The organism is Propioniciclava tarda (genome assembly GCF_900182665.1).
GTDB classification, from domain to species: domain Bacteria; phylum Actinomycetota; class Actinomycetes; order Propionibacteriales; family Propionibacteriaceae; genus Propioniciclava; species Propioniciclava tarda.
Genome location: NZ_FXTL01000006.1, coordinates 20,199 through 41,182, shown reverse-complemented (window position 1 = coordinate 41,182; position 20,984 = coordinate 20,199). Strand labels below are relative to the sequence as shown.

General features: G+C 69.5%; 19 protein-coding genes and 1 pseudogene. 9 read left to right on the top strand and 11 right to left on the bottom strand.

Annotated elements, in window-relative coordinates:
• Nucleotides 1–66 precede the first annotated feature (66 nt).
• Nucleotides 67–996: a cation diffusion facilitator family transporter gene (locus FN821_RS06335; protein ID WP_131171878.1), complete on the top strand. Its 930-nt coding sequence runs from the start codon at nt 67–69 to the stop codon at nt 994–996.
• 142 nt (nt 997–1,138) lie between these two features.
• Here the strand turns inward: FN821_RS06335 and FN821_RS06330 are convergent, their stop codons facing one another.
• The 6 genes and pseudogenes from FN821_RS06330 to FN821_RS14640 all read right to left on the bottom strand — a co-directional run.
• On the bottom strand, nt 1,139–1,414 hold the full coding sequence (locus FN821_RS06330; RefSeq protein WP_131171877.1) for a hypothetical protein: 276 nt from the start codon (nt 1,412–1,414) through the stop codon (nt 1,139–1,141).
• Between the two features lie 113 nt (nt 1,415–1,527).
• A complete protein-coding gene (locus FN821_RS06325; protein ID WP_131171876.1) occupies nt 1,528–1,746 on the bottom strand; it encodes a hypothetical protein in 219 nt (72 codons plus the stop codon).
• Between the two features lie 157 nt (nt 1,747–1,903).
• Nucleotides 1,904–2,527, bottom strand: coding sequence for a peptide-methionine (S)-S-oxide reductase MsrA (gene msrA, locus FN821_RS06320; RefSeq protein WP_131171875.1), 624 nt, complete (start codon nt 2,525–2,527; stop codon nt 1,904–1,906).
• A 94-nt stretch (nt 2,528–2,621) separates the two neighbouring features.
• A complete protein-coding gene (locus tag FN821_RS06315) occupies nt 2,622–4,610 on the bottom strand; it encodes a potassium transporter Kup (protein WP_131171874.1) in 1,989 nt (662 codons plus the stop codon).
• A gap of 127 nt (nt 4,611–4,737) precedes the next feature.
• Nucleotides 4,738–4,968 (bottom strand): PhzF family phenazine biosynthesis protein, encoded by a 231-nt coding sequence (locus FN821_RS14645; RefSeq protein WP_241660144.1) that lies wholly within the window; start codon nt 4,966–4,968, stop codon nt 4,738–4,740.
• A gap of 74 nt (nt 4,969–5,042) precedes the next feature.
• Nucleotides 5,043–5,228 (bottom strand): annotated as a pseudogene (locus tag FN821_RS14640) (PhzF family phenazine biosynthesis protein); the annotation flags it as partial.
• Nucleotides 5,229–5,429: 201 nt separating this feature from the next.
• Here FN821_RS14640 and FN821_RS06305 point away from each other — a divergent pair.
• Nucleotides 5,430–5,837 (top strand): helix-turn-helix domain-containing protein, encoded by a 408-nt coding sequence (locus tag FN821_RS06305; RefSeq protein ID WP_131171873.1) that lies wholly within the window; start codon nt 5,430–5,432, stop codon nt 5,835–5,837.
• A 20-nt stretch (nt 5,838–5,857) separates the two neighbouring features.
• Nucleotides 5,858–6,445, top strand: coding sequence for a hypothetical protein (locus FN821_RS06300; protein ID WP_131171872.1), 588 nt, complete (start codon nt 5,858–5,860; stop codon nt 6,443–6,445).
• A 72-nt stretch (nt 6,446–6,517) separates the two neighbouring features.
• Here the strand turns inward: FN821_RS06300 and FN821_RS06295 are convergent, their stop codons facing one another.
• Nucleotides 6,518–8,299, bottom strand: coding sequence for an alpha-amylase family glycosyl hydrolase (locus FN821_RS06295; RefSeq protein ID WP_241660143.1), 1,782 nt, complete (start codon nt 8,297–8,299; stop codon nt 6,518–6,520).
• Between the two features lie 214 nt (nt 8,300–8,513).
• On the opposite strand from FN821_RS06295, the gene FN821_RS06290 reads away from it, so the two are divergent.
• Nucleotides 8,514–9,230 (top strand): VOC family protein, encoded by a 717-nt coding sequence (locus tag FN821_RS06290; protein WP_131171870.1) that lies wholly within the window; start codon nt 8,514–8,516, stop codon nt 9,228–9,230.
• Between the two features lie 90 nt (nt 9,231–9,320).
• On the opposite strand, the gene FN821_RS06285 is transcribed toward FN821_RS06290, so the two are convergent.
• From FN821_RS06285 to FN821_RS06275, 3 genes are all read right to left on the bottom strand, one after another.
• Nucleotides 9,321–10,916: a hypothetical protein gene (locus FN821_RS06285; protein WP_131171869.1), complete on the bottom strand. Its 1,596-nt coding sequence runs from the start codon at nt 10,914–10,916 to the stop codon at nt 9,321–9,323.
• A complete protein-coding gene (locus FN821_RS06280) occupies nt 10,913–11,692 on the bottom strand; it encodes an ABC transporter ATP-binding protein (protein ID WP_131171868.1) in 780 nt (259 codons plus the stop codon). The genes FN821_RS06285 and FN821_RS06280 overlap by 4 nt, the downstream gene beginning before the upstream one ends.
• Nucleotides 11,693–11,784: 92 nt before the next feature.
• On the bottom strand, nt 11,785–12,813 hold the full coding sequence (locus tag FN821_RS06275) for an alpha/beta hydrolase (RefSeq protein WP_131171867.1): 1,029 nt from the start codon (nt 12,811–12,813) through the stop codon (nt 11,785–11,787).
• Between the two features lie 243 nt (nt 12,814–13,056).
• On the opposite strand from FN821_RS06275, the gene FN821_RS06270 reads away from it, so the two are divergent.
• From FN821_RS06270 to FN821_RS06260, 3 genes are all read left to right on the top strand, one after another.
• Nucleotides 13,057–14,298: a hypothetical protein gene (locus FN821_RS06270; RefSeq protein WP_131171866.1), complete on the top strand. Its 1,242-nt coding sequence runs from the start codon at nt 13,057–13,059 to the stop codon at nt 14,296–14,298.
• Nucleotides 14,299–14,474: 176 nt separating this feature from the next.
• Nucleotides 14,475–16,565, top strand: coding sequence for a glucose PTS transporter subunit IIA (locus FN821_RS06265; protein ID WP_131171865.1), 2,091 nt, complete (start codon nt 14,475–14,477; stop codon nt 16,563–16,565).
• A gap of 34 nt (nt 16,566–16,599) precedes the next feature.
• Nucleotides 16,600–17,439 (top strand): PRD domain-containing protein, encoded by an 840-nt coding sequence (locus tag FN821_RS06260; protein ID WP_131171864.1) that lies wholly within the window; start codon nt 16,600–16,602, stop codon nt 17,437–17,439.
• 106 nt (nt 17,440–17,545) lie between these two features.
• Here the strand turns inward: FN821_RS06260 and FN821_RS06255 are convergent, their stop codons facing one another.
• Nucleotides 17,546–18,274 (bottom strand): trimeric intracellular cation channel family protein, encoded by a 729-nt coding sequence (locus tag FN821_RS06255; protein ID WP_131171863.1) that lies wholly within the window; start codon nt 18,272–18,274, stop codon nt 17,546–17,548.
• A gap of 234 nt (nt 18,275–18,508) precedes the next feature.
• Here FN821_RS06255 and FN821_RS06250 point away from each other — a divergent pair, with 234 nt between their 5' ends.
• Nucleotides 18,509–20,107, top strand: coding sequence for an MFS transporter (locus FN821_RS06250; protein ID WP_241660142.1), 1,599 nt, complete (start codon nt 18,509–18,511; stop codon nt 20,105–20,107).
• Nucleotides 20,108–20,242: 135 nt separating this feature from the next.
• Complete coding sequence (locus FN821_RS06245) at nt 20,243–20,947, top strand: MarC family protein (protein WP_165489284.1); 705 nt, start codon at nt 20,243–20,245, stop codon at nt 20,945–20,947.
• Nucleotides 20,948–20,984: the final 37 nt, after the last annotated feature.

The following is a 20,984-nucleotide window of genomic DNA, read 5'->3' as shown; positions in this document are numbered from 1 at the left end:
TCTTGGGGCCCCGCGCGAGGGCGTTGGGGCTCTTCAGTTGTCCACTCCGGCGGCTACGGTGTCGACGTGGGGCACGGTCACGATCACGGTCACGGGCACTCGCATGCCACCGCGGCCCCGGACCAGCGTCGCCGCATCGGCGTGGCGCTCGGGATCACCGGCGCGATCCTGGTGGCGCAGCTCGTCGGGGCCGTGTGGACCGGCTCGCTGGCCCTGCTCACCGACACCGCCCACATGCTCACCGACGTGCTGGGGCTCGCTGTCGCCTTCGTGGCGTCGCACCTGATGTTGCGTCCGTCATCGGCCCGGCGCACCTGGGGCTTCCGCCGCATCGAGGTGCTCGCCGCGCAGGCCCAAGCCGGCATTCTGCTGGCCGTCGGGGTGTTCGCGGCCGTCGAAGCGCTGCACCGGCTGTCCGATCCGCCGAAGGTTCCGGGGGCCGAGCTGTTGGCGTTCGGCGTGATCGGGCTGGTCGGCAATCTGATCTCCGTGGCCGTGCTGGCCTCCCAGCGGGCGTCCACGTTCAACATGAGAGCCGCCTTCCTGGAGGCGGCGAGCGACGCGCTCGGCTCGGTCGGCGTCATCGCGGCCGCCGTCGTGATCTCACTGACCGGCTGGCAGGCGGCGGACGCCGTCGCCGGGCTCGCCATCGTGGCCCTCATCGTGCCCCGGGCGGTCATGCTGCTGCGCGAGACGGCGTCCGTGCTGATGGAGTTCACCCCGACCGGGCTGGACCTGGACGAGGTACGTCGCCACATCCTCGAGGTCGAGCACGTGCAGGGCGTCCACGAGCTCCACGCGTCGACCGTGGCGTCCGGGCTACCGGTGCTGTCGGCGCACGTCGTGGTGGCGGACGAGTGCTTCAACGACGGGCACGCGCCCGAGATCCTGCGGGCGCTCAAGGAGTGCATCTCGGCGCACTTCGAGATCGCACACTCGACGATCGAACTGGAAACGCCGGGCTTCGATGCCTTTGACCCGGCCCACCACGACTGAGGTCGGACGCCTCAGCGGCGCCGCGGCACCTGCACGACGACGGTGCCGGCGATCTTGTCGTGCAAGGCCTCTGACGGTCCCCCAACGGGAACCGCACGTCGAGCAGGCAGCACCAGGGTGCCAACCTTGTGTGGACGCCTCGTCAGAGTCCGAGGTGGCCGGCGGTCAGGCGTCCGGGGGCCAGGGCGGCGACGGCCAGCGCGGCGAGGAAGAGCAGCACCAGCCCGAGCAGCGTGACGGCGCCCGTGCTGAGCAGCGGCTGCTCGCCCAGCAGGCCCTGAACAAGGCTCGGCACGTCGCGAACGAACAGCAGCACCCATATGACGGCGGCGATCCAGACCGGCCAGCTCCCGCGCCGCCACGGCGGTGCCTGGGTCGGGGTGGGTGCGAGGAAGCCGGGAGCAAGGGCGTTGGTCATGGTCGTCCTGGGAGAGCGAATCGGTTGGTTCATGGCGAGGCGATCGCCAGCGACGTCGCCACGGGCTCGGGCGGAGGGTCCGGTGCCGCTCGGGGCCGTGCCGGACCTCTCGCTCAGAGGCTGACGAAGTCGATGGTCCCCGAGGTGTAGCTCTTCGTGGGCTGAGGGGCCCGCGATCCATCTGCGCGCCACCCGAAGACCGCCGTAGAGAAGCCCGTCATGGCGAGCTCCTTGCCCGCCCGGACCACCCGGAAGGGGCCACGGATGGTCAGGGTCTGGAGGTTGTCCAAGCCGATCGCGAGGCCGTCGTCCCGTACGGTGACGGAGGTCAAGCGGTGACAGTTGTCCATGGGGCGTCCGAACCATCCGTCGGGCGACCTCAATATCGGTGCATGGTCGGTGAAGGACCCAGCAATCTCGCTGATGGCAGCCTCGTACGACGCACTCATCGTGGACAGCGAGGACGCAAGCCTCGGCCGCAGCGAGCGTTCACGCCAAGCACACCCCGGTGGCATGGATCGGGCAGTAGCCCCCCGGGTTCTTGATGAGGTACTGCTGGTGGTAGCCCTCGGCGAAGTAGAACGGACCCGCGTCCGTGATCTCGGTCGTGATCGCCCCGTATCCGGCCCGCGCGTAGGCTTCCGCGAACTGATCCCGGACGCCCTCGGCGACGCTCCGTTGGGCGTCCGACACGAACAGCGCCGAGCGGTACTGGGTGCCGACGTCGTTGCCCTGACGCATGCCCTGCGTGGGGTCGTGCGCCTCGAAGAAGTGCCGTACGAGCGCCTCGTAGCTGACGATGGTCGGGTCGAAGCAGGCTCGGACCGTCTCGGTGTGGTTGGTCCGTCCCGAGCAGACCTCCTCGTAGGTCGGGTTGGGCGTGATGCCGCCCATGTAGCCGACGGCCGTGTTGGTCACGCCCGGCATCGACCAGAACAGCTTTTCCTCGCCCCAGAAGCAGCCCAGCGCGAAGTAGGCGACCTCCGAACCGGGCGGCGTGTCATGGACGTCCACCCCGAACACCAGGTGCTGGCACGGCCCGAGAATGGACGCCTCGCGTCCGGGCAGGGCGACCCGCGGGTCGACCAGGGTCGTCTTGGCGAACAGTCCCATGAAGCCTCCTGAAGGTTCCCTGCCCAGGGTAGGCGGCGCTGAAACGAAAGGGGAGGGCGGCCGCCCGTCGGCGTCAACCCTCCCCGATCGCACCCTAGTAGCGCAGCTGGGCTCCCATGACGACCGTCCGCTCCGGCGGGAGGTGGAAGACCGACGTGCGGTTCGCGGCGGCGGACGCCAACGTCAAGAACAGCTGCTTGCGCCAGGTCCGCAGCGTCGGGACGTCCGCGGCGTCCAGTCGCAGCGACGACAGGAAGTAGCGCGCCTCATCCGGATCGAGATCCATCTCCGGGCACTTGCCCTGGGCCCACAGCAGCGCCTTCGGGACGTCCTGGGAGTCGTTGAAGCCGACCCGGTACGACACGTGGACAATGCCGTCGTCGGTGTACCCGAGGTCGTGAACGGACGCCCGATCAACGTGCCGGATGTGCGGCACGTTCTCGTTGATGATGCTGACGATCGCCACCTGGTCGTGCAGGACGTGGGTGAAGTCGACCAGCTGGCGCAGCGCGAGCGGTGTCGTCTGCCGGTCCGGGTGCGGGAAGACGGCGAGACCGGGAACGCGGGGAATTTTCCGCTGGTGCAGGTCCGCGATGAACTCGTCGAGGTGACCCTCGATGCCGGCCCGCTCTGCTTTGACGTTCGCGTTCCCCTTCATCCAGGTCGTCATGATCGTGATGACGATGGCGGCGATGAGGAGCGGAAGCCAGCCGCCGCTGACGATCTTCGTCACGTTGCCGGCGAAGAAGACCACCTCGAGCGCCACGAAGGTGCAGACCGCGACCGCGATCTTCAGTGGCCCGACCTTCCAGACCCACGCAGCCAGGCAGAGGAACAGGAACGACTCCAGCAGCAGGGTGCCGGTGACGGCCAAGCCGTACGCGGCGGCGAGGTGCTCCGAACTCTGGAAGACCGCGACGAGCGTGACGACGCCGAAGAACAGGATCCAGTTGATGGAGCCGATGTAGATCTGCCCGCCCTCTTCCTTGGAGGTGTGCTTGACGTTGAGCCGGGGCAGCAGTCCGAGTCGGGTGGCCTGGCGGGACACGGAGTACGCGCCCGAGATCACGGCCTGCGAGGCGATGACGGACGCCATGGTCGCCAGGACGACCATCGGCACCTTCGCCCAGTCAGGCGCGAGCCTGAAGAACGGATTGTCGACGTAGTCGGGGTGCAGCAGGATCATGGCTCCCATGCCCATGTAGCACACGGTGAGGCAGGGCAACACGAGGATGAACCACGCCAGCAGGATGGGGCCACGGCCGAAATGGCCCATGTCGGCGTACAGCGCCTCGGTGCCGGTGATGACCAGGACGACGGCGCCCAAGGCGATGAACGCGACCCACGGCGTCCGGACCACGAACAACAAGGCGTGGTGGGGCGAGAGAGCGCCCAAGATCTCGGGGTTGGCCAACACCCACGGTAGGCCTGCGGCCGCGAGGGCCAAGAACCACAGGGCCATGATGGGTCCGAAGAACTTGCCGACCGCTGCCGTGCCCTTGCGTTGCACCGCGAACAGCGCCGACAAGATCACCAGAGAGGCGGGCAGCACCCAGGCGGCGAAGCCCTCATTGACGACCTTCAGGCCCTCGATCGACGACATCACGGTGATCGCTGGAGTGATCACCGAGTCGCCGTAGAAGAGGGAGGCGCCGATGATGCCCAGGATGGTGGCGATTCCGACGAACTTGGTGTTGCCGCCGAGCTTGAGCCGCAGCAGTGCGACGAGCGACAAGATGCCGCCTTCGCCGTCGTTATCGGCCCTCATGACGAGCATCGCGTACTTGAAGGTGACGATGATCATGAGCGTCCAGAACACCATCGAGATGACGCCGAAGACGTCTTCGCGCGTGGCGGCGACGGTGTTGTGGTTGATGCTGAAGACGGTCTGCAGCGAGTACAGCGGCGAGGTGCCGATGTCGCCGAAAACGACGCCGAGTGCGGCGAGCGCCAGACCGGTAGCCGGGCCGTGCTTGGTGTCCTGAGGCTCCGCGGGGACCGCGGGTCGCGGTGGGTCCGTCAACGGATCCGGGGTGGTGGAGCTGTCGGGCTCAGGCGAGGACGGCCCCGCGGTGTGGCTCATGCCGCACATCGTCGCAAGGTCGGCGTCCAATCGCCACTTCCGTTCACCACACGGCGCCCCGCAGCCGCTCAACGCCCGTCCGCGGCGTGGGTCTCCCGGCCCAGTGCGGACGTCCGCCGGAGCGGGCTCAGAGCTCGACGGTGCCGCGGACCATCGTCCGGACGGCCCCGCCGATCCACAGTCCGTCGGCGTCGTCCCGGACGTGGATCAGCCCGTCCGAGCCCAGCTGCATGCCCTGTTTCACCTGAGAGGACGCCGGCGCGGCGCCTTTGGCCCGCTGCCAAGCGGCGACCGCTGCGTTGAGCGAGCCGGTGACCGGGTCTTCGGCGGGTGACCCTGCGACGAAGGCCCGGACCACAGGACGCCGTCGGCGCCCTTCACCTGGATCAGGCCGGCCCCACACTCCTGGACGACGACGCCCGGACGCCGCGGCGCGCCGCCCGCCTCCAGCCAGGCATGGGCCGACCCCAGGGTGGGGTGCCCCGCAAACGGCAGTTCCTCCGACGTCGTGAAGATCCGAACCCGATAGTCGGCGTCCGGGCGGGTCGGGGGCAGCAGGAAGGTCGTTTCCGACAGCAGCGTCCAGTGCGCGAAGGCCTGGAGTTGGACGTCGGTCAGGCCCTCGGCGTCCAGGACGACGGCCAGCGGGTTGCCGGAGCAGGGTCCGGACGCGAAGACTCCAGGTGGGTGAAGCGGCGCATGAGACGAGCCTAAGCTGCTAGCCCGCTAGCGTCCGGCGGTCGGCGTCAGGGACGCCTCAGGGTCCAGGCGGATGCCGTGCCCTTGAATCTGCTAACTCCAGCTAGCAGCATGGTGCGCATGCAGGACTGGGAGTCGACCAAGGAGACGGACGCGCGTCCGGCGAGCCTCGGCGACTTCATCGCCACCCAGCGGCGCGCCGCGGAGCTGTCGCTACGCCAGCTCGCCGAGCGGGCCGGCATCTCCAATCCCTACGTGAGCCAGATCGAACGCGGCCTGCGGCGTCCATCGGCCGAGGTGCTGCAGTCGCTGGCGACGGCGCTGCAAGTCTCCGCAGGCACCCTCTATTCCTACGCGGGCATCGACCCGACCGACGAGGCGCGTCCGACGTCGGTGCAGGGCGCGATCCGCAACGACCCGCGGCTGACCGACGCGCAGAAGCACGCCCTGCTCGACGTGTACGCCGCCTTCCTCGCCGCCCCTGGTCCGATCCAGGGCGGTAACCCCGAGCCCACCCACGCCGGCTGACCGGCAGAGAAGGAGAACCCATGTCCGACAACGAGTTCCAGGCCGACGAGTTTCAGACTCCGGACGCCCCCGCCGACGTCACCGCTGAGGAGATCGTCGACAAGGCCGACGACAAGCTGACGATCGACAAGATCGACAAGGTGACCCCGAACCAGCTGGGCGACCTCGCGATGAAGTTCGCGTCCGAGACCGCCTACGCCGCCGCGGGCTTCGCCAACCTCGTCGCCGACAAGGCGCGCGAGTTCGCGGACAAGCAGCGCGAGTTCGCCGACAAGCAGCGGGCAACGCTCGCCGAGGCCGGCGAAGGCGACCCGGGCAAGGCGATCCTCGAGCAGTTCACGGCCCAGGTGAACAAGTTCGTCGAGGAACTGGGCCACACCTATAAGGACCTCGCCGATCGCGGACGCGACGCTCTGGCCAAGGCCCAGGCGCAGGCTAAGTCCGTCGCCAAGGACGACGCTCCCGGCATGTTCGACCTCGTCGACGGCGCCGAGACCGCCGAGCCGGCGTCCACGGTTGCCGAGGACGCCATCGACGAGGCCGAGATCCTCGACCACGAGCCATTGCACGTCGAGACCACGGAGGTCGACGAGCGCCAGGAGTCCTGACTCGCGCGCAGTAGCTAAGCGAGAGGGCCCCGGGATCACTCCCGGGGCCCTCGTCGTCGTTCAGGTCGCTGCTCAGGCGTCCTGGCTATAGACCAAGGCCGAATAGGGCGCGATCGACACGGTGCCGTGCCAGGCCTGGCCATCGGCCTCGCCCTCGAAGCCCTCAGCATCGAACGAGTCGAAGTCGCCGAAGAGCGCGCTATAGGCGGCGGCGTCCGAGTTGAACCGCAGCTTCCACAGACCGGGACGCGGCAGCCCGATGGTGAGGTCGGACTGCGCCTCGTTCGACAGGTTGACGACCACGATCGTGTCGTCGCCGGGGCCTCCGTCGGCGAAGCGGTGGAAGACGATCAGGTTGTCGTCGTCGTTGGCGTGGTAGACGTTGAGGCCCTGGCCGGTGAGCCCGCGGGTCTGCTGGGCCCGGTTGAGGCGCAGGTTGATCAGGTCGCGGTAGAGGTTGGCGATGCCCTGGAAGTGGCCGTCACGAGCCCAGTCCAGCGGCACGTTGTCGCGGAACCACGCGCCCTCCAGGAACTCCTGACCCTGGAAGAGCATCGGGATGCCCGGCGACGTGAGCACCAGGGCGGCCCCCAACGTCGAGCGCTTCTGCGCCGCCCAGCCGGACTGGTCGCCCGGATCGATCTCGGCCGGCACCCGGGCGCTGCCGTTGGCGACCTCGTCGTGGCTCTCGGTGTAGATGACGCGCGCGAAGGCGTCCCCGTAGTTGGTGCTGATCGCGTCGACGACGCTCGGGATCGAGCGCCACTCGTCGTTCGTCGTGGTGAGGGCCTCCCGAATCGGGTGCACGAAATGGCTGTCCCACTGCGCATGGAAGCCGGCGCCGTCGGCGTCCAGGCTCGTCACCGCGGCGTTGCCGTGCAGGTCCTCGGCGATCAGGATGCGTCCAGGGAAGTCGGTGCGGACGCTGTCGGCGATCCAGCGCATCAACGACCAGCCCTCGGGGATCTCGAAGCCGGAGCCGTCCACGGAGCGCATATAGGGGGTCATGTCGAGGCGCAGGCCGTCCATCTGGTAGTCGCGCAGCCACATCATGGCGTTGTCGTTGATGTACTGCCGGACCTCGCCGCGACCGTAGTCAGGACGCGTATCGCCCCAGGGCGTCGAGCTCTTCCAGTCGTTGAAGAAGTAGATGCCGCCCTTGCCGTTCTCGCTCCAGCCGTCGAACTGCCAGAGATCGAGGTCGGACGGTCCGAAGTGGTTGTAGACCACGTCCTGGATGACGGCGATGCCGCGCTTGTGGCACTCGCGGACGAACGTCTTGAGGGCGTCCGGGCCGCCGTAGGAGCTCTCGACCGCGAAGGGGTCGGACGGGTTGTAACCCCAGGAGACGTCCCCGGCGAACTCGGCGACCGGCATGATCTGGACACAGTTCACGCCTAGGTCGATGAGGTGGTCGAGGCGGTACGCGGCGTCGTAGAGGTTGCCGACGTTGCCAAAGGCCTTGTTGAACGTGCCGACGTGCAGTTCGTAGACGACGAGCTCGTTATGCGGCGGGCAGTGGGCCGAGGTGCCCTCCCAGTCGAAGGCGCCGTGGTCGTAGATCACCGAGTTGCCGACCGAGTTGGTCACCTGCAGCGAGTAGGGGTCGCGTCGGGCGACGGTGTTGCCGCCGTTGGTGATCGAGTACTTGTACTGCTGGCCGACGGACGCCCCCGCGGCGAAGCCGTACCAGTAGCCGTTGCCTTCGGACGCCAGCGGGGTCGCGCCGGCGTCCCAGCTGTTGAAGTCACCCATCACGGTGACGGCCTCGGCATGCGGCGCCCAGACGCGGAAGCCTATGCCGCCGTCGCCGATGATCGCGCCCATCCCGGACAGTGCTTGACCGTCGCTCACGAGTTTCGCTCCTCTGTTCACGTTCATCGTCATCGTAGGGCGCCTGGCCGGGGCGCCTGACCACGGGGGCGTCCGGTGGGTGTGGTGGGTACTAGAAATGCGTCTTCAACCCCACCGCGCGCGACGCTGGCGACGTTACGTGGCGGAGTTGGTGTTGTGGGGCAACAACAACTCCGCCACCAGTCGTTGCGTGGGCGTGGAGTAGCGTCCGGGCATGACCCGTCCCGTCTGGTTGCAGCTGTTCATCGACGTTCCTGCGTCCGGGTGGGACGCCGCGGTGCCCTTCTGGGCCGCGGCGTTGGGCTGCACGGTCTCACCCGCGCGCGGCGAGACCGGCCAGTTCGTCACGCTGGTGCCGCCGTCCGGGGACGCCTGGGTCAAGCTGCAGCGCATGGACGCCGAGGGCGGCGTCCATCTCGATCTTGACGGCCTGACCAGGCCGGAGGCCGTCCGCGCGGTCCTGGCGGCGGGGGCGTCCCCGGCGTGGCGCTACCACGACGTCGAGGTGCTGCGGTCGCCGGGCGGGCTGCTGTTCTGCTGCACGCTCGGCCGGCCCGGACGCCTCTACCGCGGCGGCGACACCGTGGCCGACCAGGTGGCGATCGACATCCCGGCCCTGTGGTGGGACGCCGAAGTCGCGTTCTGGACGCAGGTCCTGGGCCGCGAGCCGGTCCAGGGCAGGCGTCCGGAGTTCGTCTTCCTGCCCGACCCGGACGCCGGCGCGCGCGTCCTGCTGCAGAAGCTGGGGGAGGCGTCGGGGCCGGTGCGGGCGCATCCGGACCTGGCGGTGCGCGACCGTGCAGCCGTCACCCAGCGGCACGTCGGGCTGGGCGCGGAGGTGGTCGACGTCCGCGAGCGCTGGACGGTCCTGCGAGCGCCGGGCGGCCAGGTCTACTGCCTCACCGACCGCGATCCGGCCACGGGCCTCTAAGAAACACTGAGGGGTCATTCGTTGGCTGGGCTTGTCGAAGCCCCTTGCCGAGACGGCTTCGACCGGCTCCAGCGACAGATCAGTGCTTGCCTACAGCAGCGTCGCGAACCGCCGGACGCCCCAGGTGCGGATCAGCGTCCAGCCACCGAGGGCCAGCAGGGCCAGAACGCCAGTGACCAGGCCGAACGCTGCGGAGGCCCCCAGCGGCCTCGCCATCGCGAGACCAGCCACCGCCGCTAGCAAGACGAGCGCCATCCCGCTGAACAGCGTCACCACGACGGCCGCGCTCTGCTTCACGATGATGGTGTCGTTGGCGGCGTTGAGGTTCGTCCACACGAGGTTGTAGATCAGGCCCAACTCCGCGACCAGCACGCCCACGGCCAGCGGCAGGGCGACCAGCAGCAGGGCGTCCGCGATGCCGGCCCGGGTGGCGATGGCGGCCGCGATGGCGAACGGGACGATGCCGACGGCCATGAGCAGCACGTTGAACGCGAGCTTCGCGCCCAGGATGGTGGAGGTCGCCAGCGGGGCGCTTTTCACGATCCACAGACGCTGCCCCTCCAGCGAGATGGACGGTGCCGTCGTCGTCACGGTCGTGAGCATTCCGGACGCCGCCAGCGCGGCCAGCGTCGCTGGGGTCACGGCGATCACGGACGCCACGGTCCACCACTCGTTGGGCAGTGAGCGGACGACCAGGAGATAGCCGGCGCCGACGAGCAGAAAGGCGAGCCCGATGCCGGTGTTGAGGAAGTAGATCGACGTGCCGAAGAACCGCTTCGCCTCGCGTCGCACCAGCGCGGCGAACGGCGATCGGGTGCGCAGGGCGTCGAGGTCGACCCTCACTGCCGTGCCCCGCCGTGCGGACGCCCCCGAGACCAGGGCGACGAAGGCGCGCCCGACCAGCCAGGCAACGGCAGCGAACGGCACGACCGTGGCGAGGCCGAGCAACGCGATGGCCCCCGGCGAGCCGTCGATCGCGCCGTCGCGGACCCACGCCAGCGGGGCCAACCACGTCCGCACCCCTGCCCGCACCGAACCCGGGTTCGAGGTCAGGCGCTCCATGAGCGGCACTTGCGCAACCGCCGAGCCGCCCACCAGCGCGAGCAGCAGCACCATGCCCGCGACGTTCACGATCGTGGTGCCCTGGCGCAGGTTGCGGATCACCGAAATCCCTAGTCCGAACAGGACGGATGCAGCCGTGGCGAGCAGAGCCAGCAGCACCGCGTCCAGGATCAGGACTGGCCAGAACCAGCCCGGCGTGACGCCGTGCATCGAGTAGGCGAGGCCCGCGGGCAGCAGCATGCAGGCCATGAGCAGCAGGTTCTCGATGCCGACCGCAGCGAGCTTGGCGAGTGCGAGCGTCAGCCGCGAGATCGGCAGCGCCAGCAGCAGGTCGTTGTCGCGTCCCGCGAACACGAACATGCCGGCAGCCTGCGAGCCCATCAGCACCGCGAAGATCAGGCCGAGGGCGGGCATCAGCATGAGCACCAGATCGGCGTTGCCGGTCGGGGCCAGCATGGCGGCCAGCGCGAACGAGTAGACCGAGCTTATGTAGACCGCGAGTGCCCCGAACAGCGCCAGGATCAGCCACGCAGACCGCACCTTCGACTTGCGCGTGTTGCGGGCGCCGATCGAGGTCAGCAGTCCGCGCAACTGGACGCGCGTCAGCGTCCACAACAGCGTCATGCGGACGCCCCCGGCTGCGGACCTTCCTGGGCCGGCTGGGGCGTGGCTCCGGGCGGGGCCGCGCCGGCGGAGTCCCCCTGCAGATCGAGGAAGACCTTCTCGAGCGACGAGTCGCCGACGACGGAGGAGGTCGGTCCGGAGACGACGAGGCGTCCGGCGGAGATGATGGCGATGTTGTCGCACAGCGCCTGCGCGACCTCGAGGATGTGCGTGCTGAACAGCACGGCACCCCCGGCGTCGCAGAGCGAGCGCAGGTCGCCCTTGAGCCTGTGCGCGGCGACCGGGTCGAGGCCGACGAACGGCTCGTCCAGCATGAGCAGCCGCGGCGTCCGGATCAACGCGCTGACCAACGCGAGCTTCTGCTTCATGCCGTGCGAATAGCTGCCGACGGACGAGCCCAGGTCGCCGTCGATGCCATACGCGGTCGCGTAGCGCTCGATGAGGCTGCGTCGGGATGTGGCTGGGATGCCGTAGATGTCGGCGATGAAGCTCAGGTAGTCGAGCCCGGACATGAACTCGTACAGGTCGGGGTTGTCGGGCAGGAAGGCCGTCACGCGCTTCGCGCTGACCGGGTCGGTGCGCACGTCGTGGCCGTCGATGGTGATGACCCCGGCGTCGAAGTCGAGGATGCCGGCCGCCGAGCGGAGGGTCGTGGTTTTGCCGGCGCCGTTGCGTCCGATGAAGCCGGTGATGGCCCCGGGCGGCACGGTCAGGCTCAGGTCGGCGACGGCGGTCTTGTCGCCGTAGTGCTTGGTGAGGTGGGTGATGGTGAGCATGGGTGGCCTTTCGACGCGTCCACGCTACCCGCGTGCGGAGTCCGTCAAATCGTGTTGGGGCGGGACTCGGTCGCCGCTGGGGCGTTCGGCGGCTAGGGGGCGGCGACGCCCCAGGCGGCGCGCAGGGCGTCCACCTGGGAGGCGTAGAACAGCTTCGACTGCGGGGCGTTGAGGGCCAGGCCGTCGGCGCCGTGATAGAGGCCCTCGACCACCTCGATCGTGACGTCGACGCCCTCGGCGCGGAGCCGCTCGGCGTAGGCGACGTCCTCGCCGACGAACAGGTCCGGGGTGCCGACGCCGATCCAGGCGGGCGGCAGCGCGGCGAGCGAGGCGCGACGGGACGCCACCGCGTACGGCGGCGCGGCCGGGCCGCCGGGCTCGGCGCCGAGATAGGACGTCCAGCCGAAAAGGTTGGACGCCGGCGTCCAGACCAGCTCGCCGACGCCGGGCGGCGGGGTCTTGGTGCAGGTGCGGTCGTCCAGCATGGGGTAGATCAGGAGTTGCAGGGCCAGCGGGATGCCCGCGTCCGTGGCGCGCTGGGCGAGGCAGGCCGCGAGGCCGCCGCCCGCCGAGTCGCCGCCGATGGCGATGCGGTCCGGATCGATGCGGAGGGCCTCGGCGTTGTCGCGCACCCAGGTGAGTGCCGCGAAACAGTCGTCCAGCGCCGCCGGGAACGGGTGCTCGGGGGCGAGGCGATAGTCAACGCTGACCACCAGGGCGTTCAGGTCGTTGGCGTAGCGACGACAGACGGGCGTCGACGACGCCGCGTTGCCGGCTACGAAGCCGCCGCCGTGGATCCACAGCAGGACCGGCGAGCCCTTCGGTCGGTCGGGTCGCTCCGAGATCAGCACCGTGAGGTTGGGGTTGGCGTCCGGACCCTCGATCGCCTGGCCGCGGGTCGACACCCCCGGCAGCGTCGGCGCCGGCAGGTTGGCCAGCGCCCTGCGCAGGAAACCGAGGGTGGTCGCGTTGAAGGTCAACGGCACGTAAGCCATCGGCGCCCGGAGCTCGGACGGGATGCGCTTCACCTTCTGGATGCGGTCGCCGACCACTGCCGCGGCCGCCAGGCCCGTTGCCGCGATGCTGAGCCAGGTCGTTGCGCCGCCGAGTCGTCGAGCCATGGGACCTCCTTCGTTGCGTGAAGACTAGTCGCGCGGTCCCAGGGAGGGGGCGCCCAGGTGTGCGCGCCCGCTGCTGCTCAAACTGGGTGCGCCCGGACCTGGGTCGCCTGGCACGACCAGCGGGCGCGCTGAGGCGGTTCGCGTGTGACTTTGTCGGGGTAGGCGCCACCAACGTCACAGGTGAGGCGCCTCGGGGGGTTCGGGGGCAGCATGGGCCGACAACGACGACGTACAGTGCCCGGCATGTCGGCGATGCGGTCCTGGACGCCTCTCGCCTGGGCGGGCACGGTCGTCCTCGCCCTCGCGTTGGCTGCCTGCGCCCAACCGCCGGCGCAACTGCTGGACTGGCGCCCGGTCGAGGTGACGGGCGTCTCCGCGCTCGGGGTGGCGCCGGACGCCGTCATCGTCGGCCTAGCCGCGGACGCGGCGAAGGGGCAGGCGCCGCGGGTGTTGGTGTTTCGGGCTGGGCTGTCGTCTCCGGTCGAGGTGCGTCCGACAACGGGCTACGGCGCTGAGGCGTCCTGGCTGGGGTTCGCGTCCGGTCCGGACGGACTGGTCGCGGTCGGCGGAGCACGGGGCGGCGCCCACAGCAACGTCCGGTGGTCGGTCTGGGGTTCCTTGACAAGCTCGCGTTCCGCAAGCTCCCCTTCGACAAGCTCCCCTTCGACAAGCTCAGGGGCCGGGAACGGGTCCTGGACCTTTGGCACGGTGGCTGAGCCTGTCGAAGCCCCTAGTCCGACGGCCGGCTCGGCGGCCACTTCCTCAAACCTGACGTTGGTCGAACAGCCGCAGCCCTTCGAGACGTTCGGTGGCTGGGGCGCGGGTGCGCTCGTCGGGATCACGTCCGGCCCGGAGGGTCCGGTGATCGCCGGCTCCTGGGCCGGTGCGGTCGGCCTCGACATCGCCCTCTGGACGCCGGCCAGCCCGGCCACCTGGACGCGTCTCCCGGCGTCGCCCGACCTGAGATCGACGCCGCAGCTGCTCCGCAAGGCGGCGGGCATCGCGGCCACGGCGTCCGGCCTGGTTCTCGTCGGCGACGAGATCGACCTGACCGGCGAGGCGAGCCAGACGCCAGCGGCGTGGGTCGCGCGCGGGGCGTCCGGGCCATGGACCCGCGTCGCGCTCCCCGGCGGGCCCGGACGCGCGGAGGCGATCGGCTGTGGCCCGTCCGACTGCCTGATCGCCGGCGTGGGGGCCGACGGCCACGCCCGCGCGTGGCGACTGAGTGGCGTGGCGGCGTCCGAACTGGCTCTGCCGACCATCGGCGTTCCGGAGGGCGCCAAGGTCCCCAGCCCGACGACGGGCCAGCTGGCCTTCCCGACGGCGTCCGGGGGAGTGCTGCTCAACGTCGCGGGCGCCGGCGTCCGGCAACAAACCGCGCCCCCCGGGACGCCGACCGCCCTGGTCGAGCGGAATGGGTCCATCTACCTGGCGACCACGGACGCGGCTGTCACGACCCTGTGGACCGCCAACGTGGCCGCTTAGGGCTGCCTCTCTTGACGCCTCCCGCACGCGACCGTAATGTGCGCAGCGAACGGTTCGTTCGCAGGGTTGCTACTCCTCGATGAGGCAAGACCTGAGAGGCACTTCGTGTGCGTCTCGGGTCTTTTTGTTTGCGAGGCCTTGTGAGCGCGGCCGTCGACCCAGCCCGAAGGAGAGCCATGGCCACCTCAGCCGAACAGATCGTCGACGCAGTCGGCGGTCCAGGAAACATCCGATCCCTTACCCACTGCGCGACGCGCCTGCGCTTCGAGCTCAACGATGCTTCGAAGGTCGTCACCAAGACCGTCGAGTCCATCCCCGGCGTCATGGGCGCCGTCCCCCAGTCCGGCGACCGCTACCAGATCGTCATCGGCGGCGCGGTCCAGTCCTACTTCAGCGACATCATGGCTCTGCCGGCCATGAAGAGCATTGGCAGCGGACGCCTCAGCGACGCCGATGTCAAGGCCGCTGAGCGCGCGAAGGCACGCGGCAAGTTCGCGTGGCTTGACGCCTTCTTCGAGTACCTGTCCGACTCGTTCCGTCCGCTGCTGGGCGTGCTGCTGGGCGGCTCGCTGATCATCGCCATCGCGGCTGTCTTGGACGCGTTCCACATCGTCCCCTTCCAGGGCGTCGACCGTGCCAAGGAGGCGGGCGCAAGCTGGATCTTCTGGGATTCGATGTGGCGAGCCGTCCTCTACTTCCTGCCCGTGATGGTGGCCTACAACGCCGCCAAGAAGCTGAAGGTCGACCCGTGGCTCGGCGCCACGGTGATGGCGGCGCTGTTCACACCTGAGTACATGAGCCTCAGCAACCCGAAGGTCTTCCCGGGCACCGTCTGCACGACGAACCCGACCCTGGGCACCGACTCGTGCGTCGCCCAGATCTTCGGCCTGCCGATGCAGCTCAACGGCTACGGCGGCCAGGTGTTCGTGCCGCTGATCATGGTCGCGGTGCTGGCCTTGGTCTACCGGTTCTTGAAGAAGATCTTCCCCGAGAACATCCAGATGGTGTTCGTGCCGTTCTTCTCGATGCTCATCATGATCCCGGTCACGGCCTTCCTCATCGGCCCGCTCGGGATCTGGCTTGGCACCGGCCTCGGCTCCGGCCTCGCCTGGCTCAATGGCAACGCTCCGATCCTGTTCGCGATCATCATCCCGCTGCTGTACCCGTTCCTCGTCCCGCTCGGACTGCACTGGCCGCTGAACGCCCTGATGCTCGCCAACATCGCGAGCGCCGCCACCAACCATCAGGACTTCATCCAGGGCCCCATGGGCTCGTGGAACTTCGCCTGCTTCGGCGCGACCGCCGGCGTCCTCTACTTGACGACGCGCAACAAGAACCGCGAGCTGCAGCAGACCGCCATCGGCGCCCTGGCCGCCGGCCTGCTGGGTGGCATCTCGGAGCCGTCCCTCTACGGCATCCACCTGCGCTACAAGCGCATCTACCCGCGCATGCTCATCGGCTGTCTCGTCGGCGGTCTCGTCACGGGCATCCTGGGCTGGAGCTCCGGCGGCGTGAAGACGGGGACGTTCGCGTTCACCTCGCTGCTGACCATCCCCGTCTTCAACCCGGTGTGGGTCTACGTCATCGCGATCACCGCCGCGTTCTTCACGGCCATGATCCTCGTCATCATCTCCGACTACCGGACGCCGGAGCAGAAGGCCGAGGAAGAGGCCGAGCGCGCCCAGGAGGCCGCTGACCTCGCCCGCGAGCGCGAGCTGGCCCTGGTCGGCGCCGGTTCGGTGGCCGCCCCGGCCGCCGCGGCTGTTGCCCCCGCCCCCGTCGCGGCCGCACCTGCGGCGTCCGCCGCCGGGACGAAGACGACGATCGTCGCCCCCGTCGGTGGACGCGTCGTCGCGCTCGACGACGTGAACGACAAGGTGTTCTCGTCCCGGGTGCTCGGTGACGGCGTCGGGATCATCCCCACGTCCGGACGCATCACGTCGCCGGTGAGCGGCGTCCTGCTGACGGTGCCGAAGAGCGGTCACGCGTTCGGCATCAAGACGGACTCCGGCGTCGAGGTGCTCGTGCACATCGGCATCGACACGGTGCGTCTGAAGGGCGAGAATTTCACCGTGGCCGTCGAGAAGGGTGCGCACGTGAACGCCGGTGATCTGTTGGCCGAGGTCAACCTGGACGGCATCCGCGCCGCCGGGTACGACACGACCACGATGGTCACCGTCACCAACACCAAGGCCATGGGCTCGGTCACGCCGCACGTCGGCGAGACCGTCGTGGCCGGTGCTCCCGTCATCGACGTGGTTCGCTGACGTCCATGAGAACTGTTGAAGGCGCGGGTCGGCCGTGAGGGTGGTCCGCGTCTTCAACAACAACGTCGTCCTCGCGCTGGACGACGCTGGTGGCGAAGTCATCCTGACCGGCCGTGGCCTGGGCTACCAGGCCCGGCCGGGTCAGGTCGTCGCCGCCGACAAGGTCGCTCGCACGTTCGTCCCCGCCGACGGACGCGACCCCGACCACCTCGCCGCGCTGCTGGCGGGCATCCCGCCCGAGCACATCGCGCTGGTCGCGTCCGCCATGACCGAAGCCGGCCTGGACGCCCGCGCGGCAGCCTCCCCGACGCTCGTCATCGCGCTCGCCGACCACGTCAGCTTCGCCCTCAAGCGCCTCGACCTCGCCATGGTGTTCGATTACCCACTGCTCGCCGAGGTCCAGAACCTGTACCCCGAGGAGTACCGCCAGTCGGTCGCCCTGCTGGCCGCCGTCAACCGTCGCGTCGAGACGCCGCTGCCGGACGCCGAGGCCGTCGCCTTGGCGTTGCACCTGGTCAACGCGGGTTTCTCAACCGGCGACCTGTCGTTCACCTACACGATGACCGGCGTCATCCAGCAGCTCATCGAGGTCATCGAGCGGACCTACGGCTTCGCGCTCGACCTGGGATCGGTCAGCGTGGGTCGCTTCATCACGCACCTGAGATACCTGTTCGTGCGGATCGAGCAGCACCGCCAGCTCGCGCAGGAGCACTCCACGATCGGCTCCGCGATCCGGGAGGCCTACCCGCGCGCGCTCGAGTGCGCCGACCGGCTGGCGGCGATCCTCGAGTTGCGGCTCGGGTCCGCGCTGACGGACGACGAGATCGCCTACCTGACGCTGCACGTCGCGCGAGTGGCGTCCGACCAGGCCTGACGTGCGCAGAGCGGCATCCGGTCGGGAGCACGCGTCCGCTCGGGGTCAAAGACGTTCGCTCGGGGGCTAGCGTTCGGTCGGGACCAACGCGCGGGCGTCCGGGCTCTCAGGTCTGGTCCGCGCGGTGGGACTTGGTCTCCGCCTCGACGTCGGGTGCGCCCGGTGACGGTGGCTCGATCGCGCGCTCGCTCGTGGGCGACTCGGACGCCGCGGGCGCGGGCGACTGATGGGTGGCGGGCAGGTTCACCTTGAGGGTGACGCCGATCATGCGCAGCAGGAAGCAGGTGGCGGCCCCGGTCGCCATCGCCACCCCGGCGCCCGTGCCCAGGAGCGGCGCGACGGCCACGACGGCCGCACCGGCGGCGGCGGGCACCGCATAGAAGCCCTCCTTGAGCACCGCCGGAACCCGCTTGGTCATGACGTCGCGCAGGATGCCGCCGCCGATGCAGGTGACGACGCCCAACCAGATGGCCGGCACCGGGCCGAGCCCGTGTTCGAGGGCCTTTTGGGCTCCGACAACGCAGAACAGGCTGAGTCCGATGGTGTCGAGCATGCCGATGGTGCGTCCGAGCAGCCGCCGGGGACGCCGCAACACGATGGGAACCAAGGAGCCGACCAGGGCCACGGTGGGGTAGATCCAGGTGGCGAGCGCGACGGGCTGGACGTCCAGCAGGACGTCGCGGATGATCCCGCCGCCGACGGCCGTCACTGACCCCAGGACGATCAGCCCGACGATGTCGACCTTCGCGGCGCGGACGGCCGCATAGGCGCCGTTGGCCGCGAACGCGAACGTGCCGAGCAGGTCGATGACCCTGATGGCTTCGGTGATAGTCATCGGCAGGACGCCCGATCGGCAGGGCGCTGTTCCGGAGCTGAACCCGCAGCAGAGAGCCGGGACGAGAAGATCACCGGACCACCCTATTCGGGTTCAGTGCCACGACTGTTCGTCCACCACCCTGACGAGGGCCACCGGTCCGCCGGTCAAACCGGACAGTCGCACGGCGTTCTCGACGACGCTAGACGCCGACGCGCAGCATCGGCGTCCGAACAGAACAGGAGGGGGCCGTGGGTGAGTGACCAACCGGCCGAGCGGGTGTCGATGTGGGCGCCGCTCAAGCGGCGCGCCTTCTTCTGGCTGTGGCTGGGGATGATCGTCGCGAGCCTCGGCGCGTGGGCGCAGACCGTGGGCGCGCAGTGGCTGTTCGTCAACGACCCGAACGCGGCCACGATCGTCACGCTCGTGCAGACCGCGAGCACGCTGCCGATGATGCTTCTGGCGCTGCCCGCTGGCGTCCTGGCCGACTCGTTCGACCGGCGCTGGCTGATGATCGGCGTCCAGATCTACTTCGTGACGGTGGCGATCCTGCTGACGGTCCTCACCGCGATCGGGCTCATGCCGCCCGCCCTGATGCTCGCGTTCACCTTCGCCGTGGGCGTCGGAACGGCGATGTTGTCGCCGACCTGGCAGGCGATGATCACCGAACTGGTGCCCCGGACGCATATCCCGGCCGCGACCAGGCTCGACATGATCAGCGTCAACGTGGCGCGCGCGGCCGGGCCTGCGATCGCGGGGGCGCTGATCGCCGCGTGGGGTGTCCCGGTGGTGTTCGCGCTGAACGCCGTGTGTGGACTGTTCCTGGGTGCCGTGCTGATCGCGTGGCGGCGTCCGAGGGTTCGACGCTCCGACCCCGAGCGGTTCTTCCCGGCGCTCCTGGCTGGCGGACGCTACGTCCGGCACGACCCGATGATCCGCCGCCTGCTGGTGCGTCTGTCGTCCTTCGTCGGACCCGCCGCCGCGGTCTGGGCGTTGCTGCCGCTGATCGCGAGCCGCCAGCTCGGCCTGGGCGCCGCCGGCTACGGCGTCCTGTTCGCCGCCCTCGGGCTCGGCGCGCTGGGCGGCGCGTTGATCATCGGACGCGTCCGCGAGCGGTTCACCGCCAACCAGTCGCTGATCCTGGCGGCGCTCGCGTTCGCGGCCTCACTAGGGGCGTTGGCGTTCGCGCACACGCTGTGGGTGGCGCTGATCCCGCTGATGGTGTGCGGCCTCGGCTGGACCGCCACCGTCTCGGTCGTCGTCTCCGAGTTGCAGCTGCTCGTCCCCGGCTGGGTGCGCGCCCGCGCGATCGCGGTCTACCTGATGGCGTTCCTCGGGACTCTCGCGCTGGCGTCCCCGGTCTGGGGACTGGCGACGCAGTGGATCGGGCTGACCGAGGCTGTCCTGGCCGCGGCCGCCCTGGTCGCGGCCAGCGCCGCGGGCTCGTACTTCTTCCCCTTCCCCGAGCGGGTCTACCCCGACCGCTCGCCGGTCGCGTATTGGAGCGAGCCGGCGTTCGAGTCAGAGCCCGACCCCCAGGCCGGTCCGGTGCTGGTCACGCTCGAGATCGAGATCGACCCCAAGGACGAGGCCGAGTTCCTCGTCGCCATGGACGCCCTGCGCCTCTCGCGCCTGCGCAGCGGCGCCACTCGCTGGGAGCTCTACCGCGTCGGCGAGGCGCCGGACCGCTTCATGGAGCTGTTCCAGGTGCCGACCTGGGAGGTCCATCGGCGCCAGCACGACGGACGCCTCACCGCCGACGACCAGGCCATCGAGGACGCCGCGTTCGCCTTCGCCGTCCGCGACCCGCGCGCGCTCCACCTCCTGCCGCCGGACGCGTCCGTCACCGACTGAACGCGTCGCCGTTGGCCCTCCGTGCTGCAGGCGTCTTGGCTGCGGTTGGCCGCCCAGAAGGGGTCGACCGTCGCCATGAACGACGAGCTCACCCAGCGTCCGGCGCCAACGAACCCCGAGTGCCAGGATGCTGGCGTGGATGTCGCACTCTTCGTCAAAGCCCTCGGCGGCTTCTTCGCGATCATGAACCCGTTCGTGTCGCTGCCCATGTTCCTCACGCTGACGAGCGGCGATGATCTGCGGCGACAACGGGCAACGGCCGTACGCGTTGCGCTGTACAGCCTGATCATGGCGGTCGTGATCATGCTGAGTGGCACCGCGATTCTGTCGTTCTTCGGCATCTCGGTGAACCACTTCAGGGTCGCCGGCGGTCTGGTCCTGGGCATGATCGGCCTGGGAATGCTCAACGGCGGAAGCGACGCCCACGACGGGACGCCGCACGAGAAGGCTCGCATGCGGGCGAAGGCCGCCCACCCGAGCGCGGGCATCGATCTCGAGCGGACGCCCGGGTCGGCGTCCGATCGAACCTCGGACGCCGTCGGCGACGTGTCCTTCTATCCGCTCACCTTTCCGATGCTGCTGGGTCCGGGAACGATCACGGCGCTGATCGTCTTCACCGGTCAGGCCAAGGACGTCCCGGGCGTGACCGCGATCGTGGCCGCGCTGCTGATCGTGCTGGCGATCCTGTTCGTGGTGCTGTGGTTCGCGCCAGCGATCGGCAACCGGATGTCGCAGACCCTCCGCGGCATCATGACCCGCCTGATGGGCATGATCATCGCTGCCATCGCGGTGGCGATGGTGATCGACGGACTGCAGGCGCTGATCCCGGCGCTGCGCTGAAGACGGGTGCAGTGGGGACGCCTTCAGAGTGGCCCGT